This window comes from Nostoc sp. UIC 10890, assembly GCF_054786515.1.
Window position 1 is genome coordinate 4,498,391 of the sequence record NZ_JBSGKF010000001.1, and the last position, 17,301, is coordinate 4,515,691.

General features: G+C 40.7%; 22 protein-coding genes. 17 read left to right on the forward strand and 5 right to left on the reverse strand.

Annotated features, from left to right (window positions below):
* The first annotated feature begins 94 nt into the window (after window positions 1-94).
* The 11 genes from nifE to ACWATR_RS18610 all read left to right on the forward strand — a co-directional run bounded on the left by nifE (window position 95) and on the right by ACWATR_RS18610 (window position 7,019).
* Complete coding sequence (nifE, locus tag ACWATR_RS18560; protein WP_114083659.1) at window positions 95-1,477, forward strand: nitrogenase iron-molybdenum cofactor biosynthesis protein NifE; 1,383 nt, start codon at window positions 95-97, stop codon at window positions 1,475-1,477.
* The gene (locus ACWATR_RS18565; protein WP_420760121.1) at window positions 1,477-1,635 is read left to right on the forward strand and encodes a hypothetical protein; all 159 of its coding nucleotides are present in this window, start codon (window positions 1,477-1,479) and stop codon (window positions 1,633-1,635) included. The genes nifE and ACWATR_RS18565 overlap by 1 nt, the downstream gene beginning before the upstream one ends.
* Window positions 1,635-2,972: a nitrogenase iron-molybdenum cofactor biosynthesis protein NifN gene (nifN, locus tag ACWATR_RS18570; protein WP_460335411.1), complete on the forward strand. Its 1,338-nt coding sequence runs from the start codon at window positions 1,635-1,637 to the stop codon at window positions 2,970-2,972. Before ACWATR_RS18565 ends, nifN begins: the two co-directional genes overlap by 1 nt.
* Window positions 2,973-3,275: 303 nt before the next feature.
* Complete coding sequence (gene nifX / locus ACWATR_RS18575; RefSeq protein ID WP_012407194.1) at window positions 3,276-3,689, forward strand: nitrogen fixation protein NifX; 414 nt, start codon at window positions 3,276-3,278, stop codon at window positions 3,687-3,689.
* Window positions 3,686-4,162 (forward strand): NifX-associated nitrogen fixation protein, encoded by a 477-nt coding sequence (locus tag ACWATR_RS18580; RefSeq protein ID WP_100900532.1) that lies wholly within the window; start codon window positions 3,686-3,688, stop codon window positions 4,160-4,162. Before nifX ends, ACWATR_RS18580 begins: the two co-directional genes overlap by 4 nt.
* 133 nt (window positions 4,163-4,295) lie before the next feature.
* Entirely contained in the window at window positions 4,296-4,496 is a 201-nt protein-coding gene (locus ACWATR_RS18585; RefSeq protein WP_323229308.1) for a CCE_0567 family metalloprotein, read from the forward strand.
* Complete coding sequence (gene nifW / locus ACWATR_RS18590) at window positions 4,493-4,810, forward strand: nitrogenase-stabilizing/protective protein NifW (RefSeq protein ID WP_114083655.1); 318 nt, start codon at window positions 4,493-4,495, stop codon at window positions 4,808-4,810. Before ACWATR_RS18585 ends, nifW begins: the two co-directional genes overlap by 4 nt.
* A gap of 10 nt (window positions 4,811-4,820) precedes the next feature.
* Window positions 4,821-5,627 carry a HesA/MoeB/ThiF family protein gene (locus ACWATR_RS18595; RefSeq protein ID WP_289794964.1) on the forward strand — a complete coding sequence of 269 codons (807 nt, stop codon included), beginning with the start codon at window positions 4,821-4,823 and terminating at the stop codon, window positions 5,625-5,627.
* A gap of 114 nt (window positions 5,628-5,741) precedes the next feature.
* Window positions 5,742-6,113 (forward strand): HesB/IscA family protein, encoded by a 372-nt coding sequence (locus ACWATR_RS18600; RefSeq protein ID WP_094327427.1) that lies wholly within the window; start codon window positions 5,742-5,744, stop codon window positions 6,111-6,113.
* 243 nt (window positions 6,114-6,356) lie between these two features.
* A complete protein-coding gene (locus tag ACWATR_RS18605; RefSeq protein ID WP_335195528.1) occupies window positions 6,357-6,656 on the forward strand; it encodes a 2Fe-2S iron-sulfur cluster-binding protein in 300 nt (99 codons plus the stop codon).
* 102 nt (window positions 6,657-6,758) lie between these two features.
* Window positions 6,759-7,019: a FeoA family protein gene (locus ACWATR_RS18610; protein WP_460335419.1), complete on the forward strand. Its 261-nt coding sequence runs from the start codon at window positions 6,759-6,761 to the stop codon at window positions 7,017-7,019.
* Between the two features lie 50 nt (window positions 7,020-7,069).
* On the opposite strand, the gene ACWATR_RS18615 is transcribed toward ACWATR_RS18610, so the two are convergent.
* On the reverse strand, window positions 7,070-7,279 hold the full coding sequence (locus ACWATR_RS18615) for a TOBE domain-containing protein (RefSeq protein ID WP_460335422.1): 210 nt from the start codon (window positions 7,277-7,279) through the stop codon (window positions 7,070-7,072).
* A 429-nt stretch (window positions 7,280-7,708) separates the two neighbouring features.
* Here ACWATR_RS18615 and lysS point away from each other — a divergent pair, with 429 nt between their 5' ends.
* From lysS to ACWATR_RS18635, 4 genes are all read left to right on the forward strand, one after another.
* The gene (lysS, locus tag ACWATR_RS18620) at window positions 7,709-8,848 is read left to right on the forward strand and encodes a homocitrate synthase (RefSeq protein WP_460335425.1); all 1,140 of its coding nucleotides are present in this window, start codon (window positions 7,709-7,711) and stop codon (window positions 8,846-8,848) included.
* A gap of 327 nt (window positions 8,849-9,175) precedes the next feature.
* Window positions 9,176-9,664: an ankyrin repeat domain-containing protein gene (locus ACWATR_RS18625; protein ID WP_460335428.1), complete on the forward strand. Its 489-nt coding sequence runs from the start codon at window positions 9,176-9,178 to the stop codon at window positions 9,662-9,664.
* A complete protein-coding gene (locus ACWATR_RS18630; protein WP_460335431.1) occupies window positions 9,627-10,913 on the forward strand; it encodes a SagB/ThcOx family dehydrogenase in 1,287 nt (428 codons plus the stop codon). Before ACWATR_RS18625 ends, ACWATR_RS18630 begins: the two co-directional genes overlap by 38 nt.
* An 18-nt stretch (window positions 10,914-10,931) precedes the next feature.
* Entirely contained in the window at window positions 10,932-11,306 is a 375-nt protein-coding gene (locus ACWATR_RS18635; protein WP_460335434.1) for a hypothetical protein, read from the forward strand.
* 49 nt (window positions 11,307-11,355) lie between these two features.
* On the opposite strand, the gene ACWATR_RS18640 is transcribed toward ACWATR_RS18635, so the two are convergent.
* Window positions 11,356-11,826, reverse strand: a complete 471-nt coding sequence (locus ACWATR_RS18640) for a hydrogenase maturation protease (RefSeq protein WP_460335437.1) — start codon at window positions 11,824-11,826, stop codon at window positions 11,356-11,358.
* A 116-nt stretch (window positions 11,827-11,942) separates the two neighbouring features.
* Between ACWATR_RS18640 and ACWATR_RS18645 the strand changes: the two genes are divergently transcribed.
* The gene (locus tag ACWATR_RS18645) at window positions 11,943-12,146 is read left to right on the forward strand and encodes a hypothetical protein (RefSeq protein ID WP_460335440.1); all 204 of its coding nucleotides are present in this window, start codon (window positions 11,943-11,945) and stop codon (window positions 12,144-12,146) included.
* 175 nt (window positions 12,147-12,321) lie between these two features.
* Here the strand turns inward: ACWATR_RS18645 and ACWATR_RS18650 are convergent, their stop codons facing one another.
* The 3 genes from ACWATR_RS18650 to ACWATR_RS18660 form a co-directional block, all read right to left on the reverse strand.
* Window positions 12,322-13,557 (reverse strand): DUF445 domain-containing protein, encoded by a 1,236-nt coding sequence (locus ACWATR_RS18650; RefSeq protein ID WP_460335443.1) that lies wholly within the window; start codon window positions 13,555-13,557, stop codon window positions 12,322-12,324.
* Between the two features lie 164 nt (window positions 13,558-13,721).
* On the reverse strand, window positions 13,722-14,414 hold the full coding sequence (gene ubiE, locus ACWATR_RS18655; RefSeq protein ID WP_460335446.1) for a bifunctional demethylmenaquinone methyltransferase/2-methoxy-6-polyprenyl-1,4-benzoquinol methylase UbiE: 693 nt from the start codon (window positions 14,412-14,414) through the stop codon (window positions 13,722-13,724).
* Between the two features lie 84 nt (window positions 14,415-14,498).
* Entirely contained in the window at window positions 14,499-15,455 is a 957-nt protein-coding gene (locus ACWATR_RS18660) for a response regulator (RefSeq protein ID WP_460335449.1), read from the reverse strand.
* 341 nt (window positions 15,456-15,796) lie between these two features.
* Here ACWATR_RS18660 and ACWATR_RS18665 point away from each other — a divergent pair, with 341 nt between their 5' ends.
* The gene (locus ACWATR_RS18665; RefSeq protein ID WP_460335452.1) at window positions 15,797-16,885 is read left to right on the forward strand and encodes a RuBisCO accumulation factor 1; all 1,089 of its coding nucleotides are present in this window, start codon (window positions 15,797-15,799) and stop codon (window positions 16,883-16,885) included.
* Window positions 16,886-17,301: the final 416 nt, after the last annotated feature.

The following is a 17,301-nucleotide window of genomic DNA, read 5'->3' on the forward strand; positions in this document are numbered from 1 at the left end:
GGTCATTAGTCATTGGTCATTGGTCATTAGTTGTTAGTTATTCAAAGGACAAATGACAAATGACAAAGGACAATTAACAATTAAGAGAAGAGAGATGAAAAGCACCCAAGGCAAAATCAACGAGCTGCTGACTGAGACAGGATGCGAACATAATCAGCACAAACAAGCGGAAAAGAAAAATAAATCATGCGCTCAACAGGCACAACCTGGCGCGGCTCAAGGGGGCTGTGCCTTTGATGGTGCAATGATTGCTCTAGTGCCGATCGCAGATGCTGCTCATTTAGTCCACGGGCCGATCGCCTGTGCTGGTAATTCCTGGGGCAGTCGTGGTAGTTTGTCGTCTGGCCCTCAACTCTACAAAATGGGCTTTACGACTGACTTGGGTGAAAATGATGTCATCTTTGGTGGCGAAAAGAAGCTTTACAAAGCAATTTTGGAACTTCACGAGCGCTACCAACCAGCAGCAGTATTTGTCTATGCCACTTGCGTTACAGCCTTAATTGGCGATGATATCGATGCAGTCTGCAAAGCGGCGGCTGAGAAAATTGGTACTCCTGTTGTTCCCGTCATTGCTCCAGGATTCATTGGCAGTAAAAATCTAGGCAACCGTTTTGGCGGTGAATCTTTATTAGAATATGTTGTCGGCACAGCAGAACCGGAACATACAACGCCCTATGATATTAACTTAATCGGTGAATATAACATCGCCGGTGAAATGTGGGGAGTAACACCACTGTTAGAAAAATTAGGCATCCGTATTTTGTCTAAAATTACGGGCGATGCTCGCTACAATGAAATTCGCTACGCCCACCGCGCCAAGCTCAACGTCATGATCTGCTCACGAGCGTTGCTCAATATGGCGAGAAAGATGGAGGAGCGTTACAACATCCCTTACATTGAAGAGTCTTTCTACGGCATCGATGATATGAATCGCTGTCTGCGAAACATCGCCGCTAAATTAGGCGACGCTGATTTACAGGAGCGGACAGAAAAGCTAATTGCAGAAGAAACTGCTGCTTTAGATTTGGCATTAGCTCCTTATCGCGCTCGACTCAAAGGTAAGCGGGTTGTTTTGTATACAGGTGGTGTCAAGAGTTGGTCGATTATCTCGGCTGCTAGAGACTTAGGCATTGAAGTTGTTGCTACCAGTACTCGGAAAAGTACTGAAGAAGATAAAGCTAAAATCAAAAAGTTGATTGGCAACGATGGCATCATGCTAGAGAAAGGCAATGCTCAAGAATTGCTACAACTGGTTAAAGACACTCGCGCAGATATGCTGATTGCTGGTGGACGTAACCAATATACAGCTTTGAAAGCTCGAATTCCTTTCCTTGATATCAACCAAGAACGTCACCATCCTTATGCAGGTTATGTAGGAATGATTGAGATGGCGCGGGAACTGTACGAAGCTTTGTATAGCCCGATTTGGGAACAAATACGCAAACCCGCTCCTTGGGAAGAAGAGGAGGAAGTTTAATGGTGGCTGTACCCTCGTTCCCAGACTCAGGCTGGGAACGCACTCCTGAAGGCTCTGCCTTCTTTATAGAGCAGATGAGGCAGAGCCTCACTGTCAGCATTCCCCGGCGGAGCCAGGGAACGAGAAAGTCCGCCCTGTGGAATGAGGAGGAAGTTTAATGGCGATCGTTACCGCTTCTAACAAAGCACTGACAGTTAATCCCCTCAAGCAAAGTCAAGCTTTGGGTGCAACCTTAGCCTTTCTGGGATTGAAAGGGACGATGCCCTTATTCCACGGTTCTCAAGGTTGTACTGCTTTCGCCAAAGTTGTCCTAGTGCGGCATTTCCGGGAAGCGATTCCCCTAGCTACGACAGCGATGACGGAAGTCACTACTATTTTGGGTGGCGAAGAAAATGTGGAGCAAGCAATTCTCACTCTGGTGGAAAAAGCTAACCCAGAAATTATTGGTTTATGTACCACTGGGTTAACGGAAACTAGAGGCGATGACATTGAAGGCTTTCTTAAGGAAATCCGCGATCGCCATCCCGAATTGAATGACTTAGCGATCGTTTTTGCACCTACCCCAGATTTTAAAGGTGCGTTGCAAGATGGCTTTGCTGTTGCTGTCGAAAGCATAGTTAAGGAAATTCCTCGCGCGGGTGGACTCAGAACTGAACAAGTCACAATTTTGGCGGGTTCTGCTTTCACACCTGGAGATGTACAGGAAATTAAAGAGATGGTAACGTCCTTTGGACTAGTGCCAATCTTTGTACCTGACCTTGGTGCTTCTCTAGATGGTCATTTAGAGGATAATTATAGTGCGGTTACAGTCAGTGGCACGACCTTAAAACAGTTACGAGAAGTCGGTAGTTCTGCTTTTACCCTGGCATTGGGTGAAAGTATGCGGGGGGCTGCCAAGATTCTCGAAGAACGCTTTGGCACACCTTATGAGGTGTTTGGCGAACTGACAGGATTAGAACCAGTAGATGAATTTATCCAAGCATTGGCGATTCTGAGCGGTAACAGCGTACCCGAAAAATACCGCCGCCAACGTCGTCAGTTGCAAGATGCGATGTTGGACACTCATTTTTACTTCGGTGCAAAACGAGTTTCTCTCGCACTGGAACCAGATTTGTTGTGGTCAACCGTGCATTTCCTGCAATCGATGGGAGCGCAAATTCATGCTGTGGTGACAACCACGCGATCGCACCTCTTAGAAAAACTCCCAGTTAAAAGCATCACCATCGGCGATTTAGAAGACTTTGAGAGTCTAGCAGGCGGTTCTGATTTGCTGATTGGTAACTCGAATGTGGGTGCGATCGCAAAACGCCTTTCGATTCCTCTTTATCGTTTAGGATTGCCCATTTATGACCGCTTAGGTAATGGTCAATTTACCAAAATTGGCTATCGAGGCACGATGGAACTTTTGTTTGGCATCGGCAACCTATTTTTAGAGGCAGAAGAAGCGAGAGTTAAGCAGTTCCAAGAGTTCGGAACTGTGAGCGCAGAGTTTTGAATTCACACTTGAAATTCAAAACAGTTCAGTTAAGAGTTGATCCTCCCTAACCCTCTTTTTGTGTATACACAAGTCGAATTACCCCCCTTAATCCCCCCTTATAAAGGGGGGAAACAATAAATCAAATCTAGTTCCCTCCCCTTATAAAGGGGAGGGTTAGGGTGGGGTAAAACCTTGGTTAATCAGTAATCAGCTATTTCCGACTTGTATATCGTAGCTTTTTAAGGGGGATCTTCCGAGACTAAATATTACTAACTGAACCGTATTGCTTCAAAATTCAAAACTTTAGAGAGGAGAATTACAATGAAAATAGCCTTCACGACGAGCGACCGAGTTCATATTAACGCCCACTTCGGATGGGCAAAAATGATTGATGTTTACGAAATTACCGATGAGGGATATCACTTCGTAGAAACCCTCACCTTTGAAGGCGAACTCAAAGAAGATGGTAATGAAGACAAAATCACCCCAAAACTTGAAGCAATAGGCGACTGTACGATTGTTTATGTAACAGCAATTGGTGGTAGTGCCGCCGCTCGGTTAATCAAGAAAGGTGTCACCCCAGTGAAGGCGCGATCAGAAGAAGAAGAAATTAGTGAAGTGCTAAATAAGCTAGTGAAAACGCTCAAAGGTAATCCTCCACCTTGGTTGCGTAAAGCTTTGCAGCCAAAAACCACAAACTTTGCTGATGAAATTGAAGACGAAGCAACAGTATGACCGCAAATAATAGTGTTAACGGAACCGCTACAACTGAAGTCTTGAACTCACCTTTTCTGAAGGTATTAATCAAACAAATCCGTGGTCAAGACAGTTATGGAGTGTATCGTACTTGGTCGGATGAGTTGATTCTCAAACCCTTTATTGTTACCAAACAAAAGAAACGGGAAATCTCCGTTGAGGGCGAAGTTGATGCGGTAACTCAAGCCCGGATTATGGCATTTTTTCGGGCTGTAGCGGCTGGGATTGAACAAGAAACAGGTTTGATATCCCAGGTTGTAGTTGATTTGAGCCATGAAGGATTTGGCTGGGCGCTAGTTTTTTCTGGTCGTCTTTTGTTAACTGTGAAAACTCTGCGAGATGCTCATCGCTTTGGCTTTGACTCGCTAGAGAAATTAGCAGAAGAGGGAGAGAACTACGTCAAAAAAGGTCTTGATTTGGCGAAGCGCTTTCCTGAAGTTGGCAAAATTTAATTAGTCATTGGTCATTGGTCATTAGTCATTGGTCATTAGTCATGAGTCATTGGTAAGTAACTACTGACAAAGTACAAAAGACAACTGACTAATGACAACGGACAAAGGACAAATGACGAAGGACAAAGGACAAATGACAATTGAGGAACTACAAGCAAAAATCAGACGACTCAACAGCAAAGCAGGTCAAATGAAAATGGATCTGCATGATTTAGCTGAAGGTCTACCAACAGATTACAAACAACTTATGGATGTTGCCGCCGCAACTTATGAAATCTATCGCCAGTTAGATGAACTTAAGCAACATCTGAAACAATTGGAGAATGCTAAATGACTGGAACTATTGATGAATTCAAGAAGCTCGTAGATGCAGAAGAATTTTTTCAATTCTTTAATATGTCCTACGACTTAGAAGTTGTAAATGTACATCGTCTACATATTCTGAAAAAGTTTTCTCAACACATGCAGGAAATTGATGATAATTCTCCTGACTTAAGTCAAGAAGAGAAATTAAATCAATATTCTTTGGCTTTGCAAAAAGCTTATCAGTTATTTATCGAATCGACAGCTTATGAACAAAAGCTGTTCAAAGTGTTTAACGATAAGCCGAAAAATGTAGTCACACTGACAGAAATCACTTCTGATTAGGAGGTATAAATTGGTTAACCTAACGCCTACCGAATTAGAACGCTATCGTCGCCAAATGATGCTTCCAAATTTTGGCGAAACAGCACAGAAACGCCTAAAGTCAGCGACAGTTTTGGTTACAGGTGTGGGAGGATTAGGCGGTACAGCGGCGCTTTACTTAGCAGTAGCGGGCGTTGGGCGGCTAATCCTAGTCCGGGGTGGTGACTTGCGGCTAGATGATATGAATCGTCAGGTTCTCATGACTGATGATTGGGTAGGTAAGCCAAGGGTATTCAAAGCTAAAGAAACTCTGGACGCGATTAATCCTGATGTCCAAGTGGAAATTGTTCATGATTACATCACCCCGGAAAATGTAGATTCGTTAGTGCAATCTGCTGATATGGCTCTTGATTGCGCCCACAATTTTACAGAGCGCAATTTGTTAAATGAAGCCTGTGTGCGATCGCGTAAGCCAATGGTGGAAGCTGCAATGAATGGCATGGAGGCTTACCTGACAACGATTATTCCTGGTGTGACTCCTTGCTTGTCTTGTCTGTTTCCAGAAAAGCCTGAGTGGGATCAGCGCGGTTTTTCAGTTCTAGGCGCTGTTTCTGGAACCCTAGCTTGTTTAACAGCTTTGGAAGCTATCAAGCTGATCACCGGGTTTAGTCAGCCTCTATTGTCGCAATTGCTGACAATCGACCTAAATCGGATGGAATTTGCTAAACGCCGTTCTCACCGCGATCGCTCTTGTCCAGTATGCGGCAATAGTGCGCCTTGGAGACACGCACAATCCAATTCGATGGAACCCACTGGTATTACACAACATAGTCATTAGTCATTAGTCATTGGTCATTAGTGAATAACAAAGGACAACTGACAAATGACAACTAACAAATGACAACCCACACCTGAAATCAGAACAACTAATCGCTACAAATCAGGAGACTTAATGGCCGTTATCTTATCAGAAAAAGCAGAATTCCATCTGCGAGCATTCCTCAAAGGTTCCGCACCCGACGCTAATGGCGCAACTAAAGGTGTTCGCATCTCGGTAAAAGATGGTGGTTGCAGTGGCTATGAATATGCAATTGATATCACCAGCAAGCCCCAACCAGATGATTTAGTAAGTCAGCAAGGCAAAGTGCTGGTTTACGTTGATGCCAAAAGTGCGCCGTTATTAGACGGAGTTATTGTTGACTTCGTTGAGGGTGTGATGGAAAGCGGTTTTAAATTCATCAACCCCAATGCAACTGATACCTGCGGTTGTGGAAAATCCTTCAAAACAGACGACGGTACGCCTACTGGTGTACCTTGCAGCTAACATCTAGCGCCAAGTCTGATTGTAGAGGCTTTCTATAGATGCGGTAAGCGATCGCGGAGCGTCTCTTAGAGAAGCCATGCCGCAAGCTTATTAGCCTCTAGTTCGCTTTGCATCTCTCACCCTCATACAGAAGCTGAATAAACTTAGCATCTCTGTAAGAACAAAAGAAGCAAAAAGTAGGATAGGTTGCTCAAAAACTTCGGAAATTAGACCAACTGTATAACGTTTGAGGAGAATCGGAAAATGGCTTCCTACCAAGTTAGATTAATCAACAAAAAAGAAGACCTCGACGCCACAATTGAAGTTGACGAAGAGACCACCATCTTAGAAGCAGCAGAAGAAAATGGTATTGAGTTGCCCTTTTCTTGTCATGCAGGTTCTTGCTCTAGCTGTGTTGGCAAGGTTGTCGAAGGTGAAGTTAATCAAGATGATCAAAACTTTTTAGATGATGATCAGGTTTCTAAAGGATACGCTCTACTTTGTGTAACTTATCCTCGTTCTAATTGCACAATTAAGACTCATCAAGAAGCGTATCTCGTTTAAACTATTACTTTGGTTGATGCCTTTAGCGACCAAAGAGAATGAAGGATGAAGGATGAAAATATACTTCCTTCTTCCCTTCCCAATTCCTAATTTATAATTAAAATGTTTACCCGTTTTAGTGTAACTGGCTGTTCATTAGAATTATTGAGAATAGGAGAGCAAGGAATTGTCACCTTCTGTAAAAGTCAGGATAAAAAAATCTTAGGTCAACTTATATCAATGGGAATAATCTCAGGGACTACTATCACTTTAAAACAAAAATTACCCTCTTTGATTATCACAATTGGAAACACAGATTTGGCACTAGATATAGAAAGTGTTCGCGCCATTTACGTTCGTATTGTTGATAATAAAATTAATTAATATTTGGATATTAAAAATAGAGTGGCTTGTAAAGTAAGCCACTCTATTTTTCAATCAACAGCAACTATTACATCTGATGATTTAATTACGGCATAAGCTTGTTTCCCTTCTGCAAGCCCTAGCTTTTCTGCCGATGATTTTGTGATGATTGACACTAGCTCTACTCCTGGTGCTAGTTCTAAAGTTATCTCAGTATTAACTGAACCATGTACAACTTGTTTGACAGTACCCTTAAGAGAATTACGAGCGCTAATTTCCATGTTTTTACTTACCAAACTTAACTATTTTTACTTTAGTAAAGTAGCAAGCTTTGATTTTAAAACTAGCTTTCTTTAAGATATCTTAATATTTTTGAAATAATTATCATTTATCTAATGGTGATGCCTCTACTTGACGAGTATTACAAAAATGCGTGGTTATTTACTGCAAAGCGTAAAATAAAACAATTTAAACAAAACTAATATTGATGGATATTATTATCAATATTAGTATAGCTGTTCTTATTATAATTCAGTTTCTAGGAAACAGATTTTAGAAGCGATGGATACAAGCGATCGCTCTCTTATAATTGCTATTATAGCCAGTCCCCAAGAATCAGCAAAAGTAATTATTTCTCGATTATGTAAATCTGTTAATATAAAAATCAATAAATAAATATCTTTAGCAATAGTTAACACAAGGATTGCTCAATGTCGCTATCTGAATTTGCAATTGTAGAAAGTACTCTCCGTGAAGGTGAACAATTTATAAAAGCCAATTTTTCCTCAGATGATAAAGTCGAAATTGCTGAGGCGCTTGGTGCATTTGGAGTTGAATATATAGAGTTAACTTCACCAATCGCTTCACCTCAATCTAGACAAGACTGTGAACGATTAGCTGGGTTAGGATTACCTTCCAAAATCTTAACTCACATTCGCTGTCACTTAGAAGATGCTAAAGTCGCTTTAGCCACAGGTGTAGCTGGGATTAATTTAACCATAGGTAGTTCTTCTTTGATGCGTCAGTTCAGTCATGGTAAAAATATTAATCAAATTATTGATTTAGCATCGGAAGTTTTAACTTTTATTCATCAGCAAGCTCCCAATATTGAGTTACGTTTTTCTGCTGAGGATTCATCACGTACTTCCACAGAAGATTTAATCAAAATTTACTCGGCGATTGAGAAATTAGGAGTTGTCAAACGCATAGGAATTGCTGATACGGTAGGAATTAGTACCCCAATGCAAGTATTTGAATTAGTAAAGACTTTGCGCCAGTTTACCAATTTAGATATTGAGTTTCATGGCCATAATGATACAGAATGTGCAAATGCTAACAGTTATACAGCACTGGAAGCAGGAGCAACTCATATCGATACTTGTGTGCTTGGTATTGGTGAACGCAATGGCATTACCTCACTAGCCGGATTTATCGCTAGGTTATATGCTACAAATCCAGAACAGATTAAGTATAAATATCGCTTAGAAGAACTGGCTTACTTGCATGAATTAGTTGCAAGAAAAGTTGGAATTTCTATTCCTTTTAATCACTGTATTTTTGGGGAGAGTGCTTTCAGTCATAAAGCTGGTATTCATACTAAAGCTATGCTCAATAGTTCTGAGACTTATGAAGCTATTAACCCCCGGAGTTTTGGTGTAACGCGCTCAATTTTAATCAATCATAAATTAGCTGGTAAACAAGCGATTAATCACCGAGCTAATGAATTAGGACTTTCTTTTAATTTATCCCAGCTTAAAGATATTACTCATAGGTTGAAAGCTTTAGCTGATAAACAAAGTCTTACCATCGAAGATGTAGACAATATCTTATATTCTTATCATTGCCAGTAAATTTTAAAATATACACACTTATTGTTCAAGTGCAGATCCCCGACTTCTTCAAGAAGTCGGGGATCTAAATACACCTATATCTGCTATTAATCTGTCTTATGGAATAAAACTGTAAAAATTACTGCTTTTCCATTATTTTTCAGGCTTTTTTAAGAATAATGTTTGCTGTTCTTTATAAATGATTCATAATTTAAACTTATAAAATTGATAGCATATATGTAAGTTAAAAGAATTTAAATAACGTTTTTGCAAAAATGGTGAGCATTGCTCACCATTCTATTTGCCAAGCAAATTTATATTAGTAAAAAAGTTAACTGAGGAGTAGTTATGAATCGAACCAACAGTCAAAAATTGAGTGACTTAACAACCCAATGGCTAATAGCAAAAGGCTATAATCCTGGTGATTTAAATCAGACAGGTGAAAATGGTGACACAGCTTTGATGAAAGCTACAAGAGAAGGACTTTATGCAGTAGTCAAAGAACTAATTGATGCAGGTGCGGATATCAATGCTCGAAATAGCGATGGCAATAATGCTTTGTGGTTTGCTTGTTTTGCTAATCACTACGATTTAATTAATTTGCTGCTGGCTGTCAACATTAACATCGATAACCAAAATGATAATGGTGCAACTGTTTTAATGTACGCAGCATCAGCCGGAAAGACAGAAGTCGTCAAGTTACTTTTACAACACCATCCTAATTTATATTTAAAAAACTTAGACGATTATAAAGCGATAGATTTTGCTAGCAATGTAGAAGTTTTAAGGATACTTAAAAATGCCATCAAGTCAGATATCGGGAAAAGCCTATCATGACGCTACCAAGCATTCTTACTTATCGGTACAACTTGATCCAAATTATGTAGATGCTTCAACACAGCCATCTTCATTTAAAGTTTATCCCAAGTTTTATCGGAGAGTGAAATTAAATCTCAATAATCCTGTTCACTCTTTTATCTCATTAACCAGTGCGATAACACTAGAAAAAGTATATAAAGATGGCCCTTATAAATTACGGGTGAATCCATCAGCAGGCGCTCTGTATCCTACAGAAGTTTACGTACAGGTTCGCGGGATTGAGGGAATAGTAGATGGTATATACCATCTAGAAGTTGAGAATAATTGTCTAACTCTTATCTATGAATTAATTGATGATGGATTAGAGAGTTATATTATACCGGGTAAAAGTATCAACGGATTCATCTTTTTAATTAGTTGTGTTTATTATAGGTCTAGCTGGAAATATCAAAATAGAAGCATAAGATATTGCTTATTAGATAGCGGACACCATTTAGGTGCGATCGCAGCTTCAGCTTTTCTCCACAACCGAAATATACAACTAGTTTTCGACTTTGATAAACTTTCGCTCAATTCAGATTTAGGATTTGAGAATAAAGAGTTTATCACTGCTTGTGTGGTGTCAGGAGAAGTACAAGACAAGAAAATCAGACACTTAAGGCTGAAAATTCCTTTTGTCTGTGGTACTGATTATTTTGAATCCAATCAATTCATTGAAGATGCCTATCAAGCAACTACTCTACAAAAGAGTCGCCAGCAAAAATTAGAGTATCCTCAATTTGATTTTGATCGGGATAAATTTTATCAAACTGTTTGGGATAGACGTTCTATTAGACGTTTCCGGAAAGAGGCTATTTCTCAAGAAGATTATTTATATGTAGTGCAACAACTTCAACAATCAATACCGACAGAAAACTATGAGGAAATAGAAATTTACTCAGTGGTGCATCGAGTAAATGGAATGACACCTGGGTTATATAAAGGAACAAATCTGATTAAGACAGGTAATTTTAGTGAAAAGACAGGTTACTTATGTATTAATCAGGCTATTGCTAGAGATGGCGCTGTAACTTTATTTTTTGTGTCAGATTATTTAAATTATCAAACTGCTATGCAAATAGCTGGTTTTCTGGGACAGAGACTTTATTTAACTAGTAATTATTTGGGAATTCAGTGTAGTGGAATTGGTGCTTATTATGATGACGAAATCCAAGAATTATTAGAGACAAATAAAGATGTACTTTATGGGATGGTAATTGGAATATAAGTAGGAAACTAAAGAGAGATGGCTAAAAAGATGTATTACTTTAATAGTGATGACTCACATCCTATGCAACCGACATCTGCGGATATTATACTGCGGCAACAGCTAGAGGATTCTATTAGCAGATACTTTTATGAAGCGTGCGATCGCACCATTCAAAATCTTCTGTCTGATTGTCGGTGGTATGTCACAACCCACGCCAATGCTCTGACATTGGTAATTGAATGTCCCGATCAAGTTATTAATTGGCGTGTTTTGCAAAAAATTGTGCCAATGGGGACATTACTATATGGAATTGTTAACAGTGCAAAAATCCGTGTTTGTCCGCCAGAAAGTCAAGGTATACCTTTTGAAATGAGAGTAGATGAACTTTCTGTTTATCGGGATTGGGCATAAAAGATTGGAGAGACGCGATTAATCGCGTCTGTACAGAAGTTAGGAATTTTTACTTATTATTCTGGCTGATAAGTGCAGCTACCTCTTCAAAAACCAAATCAGCAGAATGTTTAATAGCAGGACTTAACTCTAGTCCAAAACCAAGATTTGCCGCCTCAATTAAATAAACTGTTACATCTTCGGGAAAGTCATTTTGAAAGATTTTCTTTCCGGCGGCTAAAGCATTATCCCAACGAAAATCGTGCAAGTTATAACTAGGTTCGGGCATTGCTTCCAGTTCTTTTCCTGGAACTTTAAACACAGCACCCGGTTCAGAACCAGTTGAACTTGCATCAATAATTACTAATTGTTTACTACCTCTAGCTTGAAACATTACTTCCATCCCTGCGGTGCCACAGTCATAAACTCGCACATCAGGATGAGGGTTTTCAGCTAGATATTTCTGTAAGCGTTGGGCGATGATTACGCCTACTGCGTCGTCACTGCGATTGAGATTTCCGCAACCAATGATAGTTAGCATAAAATGATATTTAATTATTTAAACAGTTGTAATTTCAGTTAAAGCACGTTCACTTTGAGGTTTAAAAGCTAACATAATAATACTTTTGGTAACCCCTGGCTTGAATAATCCACGTTATGCGCGAATCTGTAATTTATCAAGAGATTGAGGCTGAAGCTAAAGCCAAAGGTAGAGCCGAAGGCTTACAAGAGGGGATTCGGCGGGTTGCGGCAAATCTACTCAAAAGCCAAATTCCTTTAGAGGAAGTGGCAAAATTAACTGGGTTATCAATTGAAGATGTACAGTTGTTGCAAACAGAGATAGAGAGTGAGTCAATGTAATTCGTAATTCGTAATTATTACGCTGCGGATAAATTAGGGTGGCTCTGAATAAAAACGATCGCGATCGCTTCTTATTTACACCTTTTCTCAGAAGGCGATCGCTCAATTTCACTTGCTTCAAAATATAAGTAATTTCTCACTATAATTTGATAAATTTACAGACAAAAACAGTCAATTAAGATTGACTTAATATTAAAAACACTGTCTGCAATAACCCTATAACAAAACCCAGAACACCACCTAAAGTCACAATTGCCTGTAATTCATTTTTGACAATTCCCTCAATCGCATTTTCTAAATCAGCTGGTGAAGTTGATTTCACTCGGTCAACTATCACTTCATCTATTGACAAAATTGGAATTACCTGTGCCACAATTGCTTCTAAATCTTTTTCCAAATATTTCTCTAAAATTAGAGCCAATTCTTGACTCATTACTTCTAAAGAAGTACTGACAACGGGTGAAGTACTAAGACGATTCAGCAGTACTACAGCAATATTTTCCCAATCCACAGAATCAGTTAATCCTTGGAGAAAATCGCTACCACTGTTTTGCAGGTAATGGCGGACACTTTCGCGGGTGGTTTTTCGTAGTTGTCGTACCGTACCAATTGGCAAGTTTTGTAATGATAAATTTTGCAAGAATTTCCTAATGCGATCGCGCACCTGCAAATCTTGAGTCAATTCCTGCAAGCGAGTATTGGTAGCCTCCTTTTCATCCAAGCAAAAAGTCCGTAGCCGTGTAAGAGTGTTACGTAAGCCAAACAAATTTGCTACTACCCAATAAGTCCCACTGGTTTTTTCGCGGAATCCTTCATCAATAATTTGAATCGTGCGATCGGTCAAAAAATCAACTATCGCTTGGCGCAACAGATCCGGCGGTAAAACTACCTCCAACAACCAATCAACAAGCCGCGTGGCTTGTTCTTCACTCAGTTGAAATTCCAGCAATATCTGGTCAAAAATTTGATTGATCTGCGCTTCTAAAAAGTCTTCACGTCGCGCCAAAACCTTGAGTAACCGTGGTAAGGATTCCCCTAGTAAATCCCGCAAAATTCCAGCTACAATTTTGGTACTTTTCTGGTTTTTATCTGTTTTGATTTGTTCAATTGCCAGCCGCAACAACCAGATAATTGCTGCTTGTACGCGTTCTGTTTGCAACAAACGCCGGGCCAGATTTTGCAATTCTTGTGGTGTCAACAGTGACCCCATGATTGTATTGGAAATGTTCTTAGCCAAACGTTCCTGGTTGCGGGGAATCAATCCAGGGGTGAAGGGTACTCTTCGTCCAGCAATATAAATTGCTCGGTAAGGACGGAACAACATTTTAATGGCTATATCATTTGTGAAATAGCCAATAATTCCACCCAGTACCGGGGGAGCGACATAAAACCAAAGATGAAACCAGTCCACAGGATTTTGGATTTTGGATTTTGGATTTTGGATTTTAGATTAGAAATTAGGGATTGGGGATTGGTAATTGGCGGTTATTAGTTATGATTTATTTGCCCACTAACTACTAACGATTTTCCATTAGCCATTACCGATTCCGCAGTCCCCAATCCAAAATCCCAAATCTAAAATTTGCTGACTACCAGCACTCCCATCATACCGTTCACAATGGGGTAGTGTGTGGCAATAGCAAAACCAACTTGATAAGCTAACTCTATTTGCTCTTTGCCGATGGGAAAACGGTCTAAGCTAGGACTGATGTAAGCATATTCTTCTTTTAAGCCTAAATAATTGGCAACTGGCACCACGAAACCGTCCAGATACAACTGCTGAAAGGCACGTAGCTGAGGATTGCTCGGTCGATGAAAGTCTAAAATTGCAGCTTTAGCACCCGGCTTCAAAACGCGGTGTAACTCTTGGAGACTGCGAGGAATATCTTTAACATTCCTTAAACCATAGCCCATTGTTGCGGCATCAAATTGGTTATCTTCAAAGGGTAAATTTAGCACATCCGCTTCTACCCAGGCAATCGCAGGTTGGGGATACTGCTTTTGGGAACGTTCTTTAGCAGTTTCTAGGAGGTTTGGGGAAAAATCTACTCCATACACTTGTCCTGTCGCTCCCACACGCCTCGCCAAACGTAAGGCTAAATCACCGCTGCCGCAACACAAATCTAATGCAGTATCGCCGGGTTTAACTGCACTCCATTTTACTGCCATTTCCTTCCAGATTCGATGCTGTCCCAGACTCAACCAATCGTTCAACTGGTCATAAACTGGAGCAATACGGTTAAAAATGGACTGAATTTCGTTAGTCATTAGTCATTGGTCATTGGTCATTAGTCATTCGTGATTTGTCATTCGTCATTTGCCAATGGACTTTGGACAAATGACAAAGGACAACTACACAATGGTTTGATGAGAGCGGCTACTAGTGAGAGCGATCGCTACCAGTTGCGCTGATAAATTAATTAGGGTTAATTCATCTTCCCGCAAAGTGCAGGGTTGCTTCCACTGTAGTGATAATACGCCCAAAAGTTCGTTCCGGTAGCTAATCGGAATCACTAAATGTGCTTGCACACCCGTATTTTGGTAGTGAATAGCATCAACTAATTTAGTGTCTTTAACTACATTTAAGGAAACTTGGATTTGCCCAGTGGCGATCGCTTCCTTTGTTAGTGGGTCTTCGGATAACCAATTTTCTATTGTACCTGTTTCGCTGTAAGTTCCTTGAGTCGCAATCAGAGTATTTCCATCTGTAAGTTGTAAAATACAGCCTTCTGCCCCAAAAGTCTCACTCACAGCCCTAGCAATGGGAGCAAGAGTTTCCTCTAAGCTAGAAGCAGCTTGAGTTACCTGTACTAAAACACTCAGCAGCGCCATTTGAGCATGAGCGCGGCGTAATTCTTCTGTACGTTGCTTGAGCAAGTCGTAAGTTTCTGCTGCTCTTTGCACCACTGCCTTCAGTTCCCCTGGGTCCCAAGGCTTGGTGATATATTTGTAGACTTGCCCAGCATTAATTGCTTCTACCAAGTCTTCAATATCAGTAAATCCGGTGAGAATTATTCTCACCGTATCGGGAAACTGAGGTACAGTCTTACTGAGAAACTCAGTTCCTTTCATTTCTGGCATCCGTTGATCGGAGATAATCACCGCTACCTCCCCTTCTGTTGCCAAAACTTGTAGGGCGTTCACTCCACTATCAGCTTTCAGAACATTAAAGTCGCGTCGAAATGTGCGATAAAGTAGATCGAGATTATCTGGTTCATCGTCAACTACCAGGATTTTCAGCTTTTTTGGTCGTTCGAGAGTCATTACTTGATATTGGACTTTATCAATTTCGACACCGGGATTATCCATAAGATATTTCCTTTAAATATTCACACTCTTGTTATATTCCATACCAAGTTTAGTTGAGAATAGCCGAAAATTGCCAAGGGTTTATACGGAGTTATTTTGCATATTTTAAAACGCTAATAGTGGGCGCTACAGAGCAAATTTGCTGCGGAATTCTTGCCTTCTGCTTCCTACCTCCCACCTCCTGCCTCAAAACCCGTAACTTTGTACTTCATGTCAAAGAAAACTGCTGTAAGTTTCCACAGATGAACTTAAGGCAGTCTGTCTGGGTAGTTCATAGATTAGAATAAGACTTGCTCATGAGGTATTAACCAACCTCTCAAGTTGAAGCTTGCACTCCGATTATGACTGATCTACCACCCAACGCTCAGAATCCCGAAGACAATACTACTAACGATGTAGCACAAGAATTACTGCGAAGGCTGAGGCAAAAACAAGGCAACTGGGTGGAATGGGGAGGCGCGATCGCCTCGTTGCTAAAAATCGGTTATAACCCCCAAGAAATTTTTGAGGCAACTGGATTTGAGCCGATTCAACAAAATCAGGTGGTTGTTGGTTCTCAAGTTTACAATTCTTTGGAAAAGTTTGGAGTATCGGAAGCAACGCGATCGCACTACACCACACGTGGAAGTGATGTTTTATACGAACTGCGTTTGCTCACCCAAGAAGAACGCGCTGCCGCCGCCGAACTCATCTTCGTCCACAATGTTGATGCCGATGAGGCACGGGAAATAGCCAAAGCCCTGAAAGAGTTCTCTTATTACCGCAGTTTACCAGAAGGGTTTTCTGCCCATCCTGGGGATGCCGTTGCTCACCAAGTTTGGAAACTAGCACGCCAAAATGCAGATTTACAACAGCGATCGCGCCTAATCGCCAAAGGTTTGCGTTTTGCTCACACACCAGGAGCAAGGCAAAAAATTGAACAACTACTGACTGATTTTACTACTGTTCCCCAGCGTCCAGCGCCAATTTTACCCTTTTACCGCCTGGAGTTTGAAGAACAATTACCCCGAATCTTGCCCGTAGTCGGTGAATTGCCATTGTCACGGCAAGACTTACAAGCAGTGCCTATACTCACAGAAATTGAACCATTTCGCCTAGTCAAGTTTTCTGGAGAACAAGCTTGGGTACCTTTACCAGGTTGGCAAGTGCTGTTGGCGGCAGAAGATCCAGTTGTAATTTTAGCGAATAGCGATCGCTTCCCCATCCAAACTCAAAGCCAAATAGGGCCAGTCGTAGTAGTGATAGATCGTGCCCAACGAGAATGGGATGCCTCTAGCTACTTTGTTGTTGAAAATGGTGGTGAATTAGATTTTCAGTGGTTTGAAACTGAACCAGAAATTCCTTTATTAGGACAAATTATCATTATTGTTCGTCCTAAGAAAATTCTGGATGAAGAATTAACTAAGGATTCTTGGCAGATTGATGAATAATTTCAATTTTCAAAAGGACTAACTCCGTGATGTGATTTGGTAAAAGGGACTGGGGACTGGGGATTGGGGATTGGGGACTGGGTGTAAAATCGAAAAATTATGGTGCTTGCTCTTACCCACCACCAAATTTTAAAAAACAATTTCTGGTATCCAGTACCCAGTACCGTAGCCACTATACATAAAAGTTGGTGGGGGAGGAACGCCGCGACCAGTTGATATCCTCCAATAGCGCATAGGAAATAGGGCATTAGTTGAATTTTATCTTTGGACAATGTCGCCAGTTGCTTTAACTCTATTAACCAGAGCAAGCCACTGGCTCCCCAATGCCCTGCTTGAAGTCTTTATTTTTCATTGTTCTATTAATTTGTGTAAGTCCAGATTTTCAGGGATGATCACATGCTCTGAACAGTTACCGA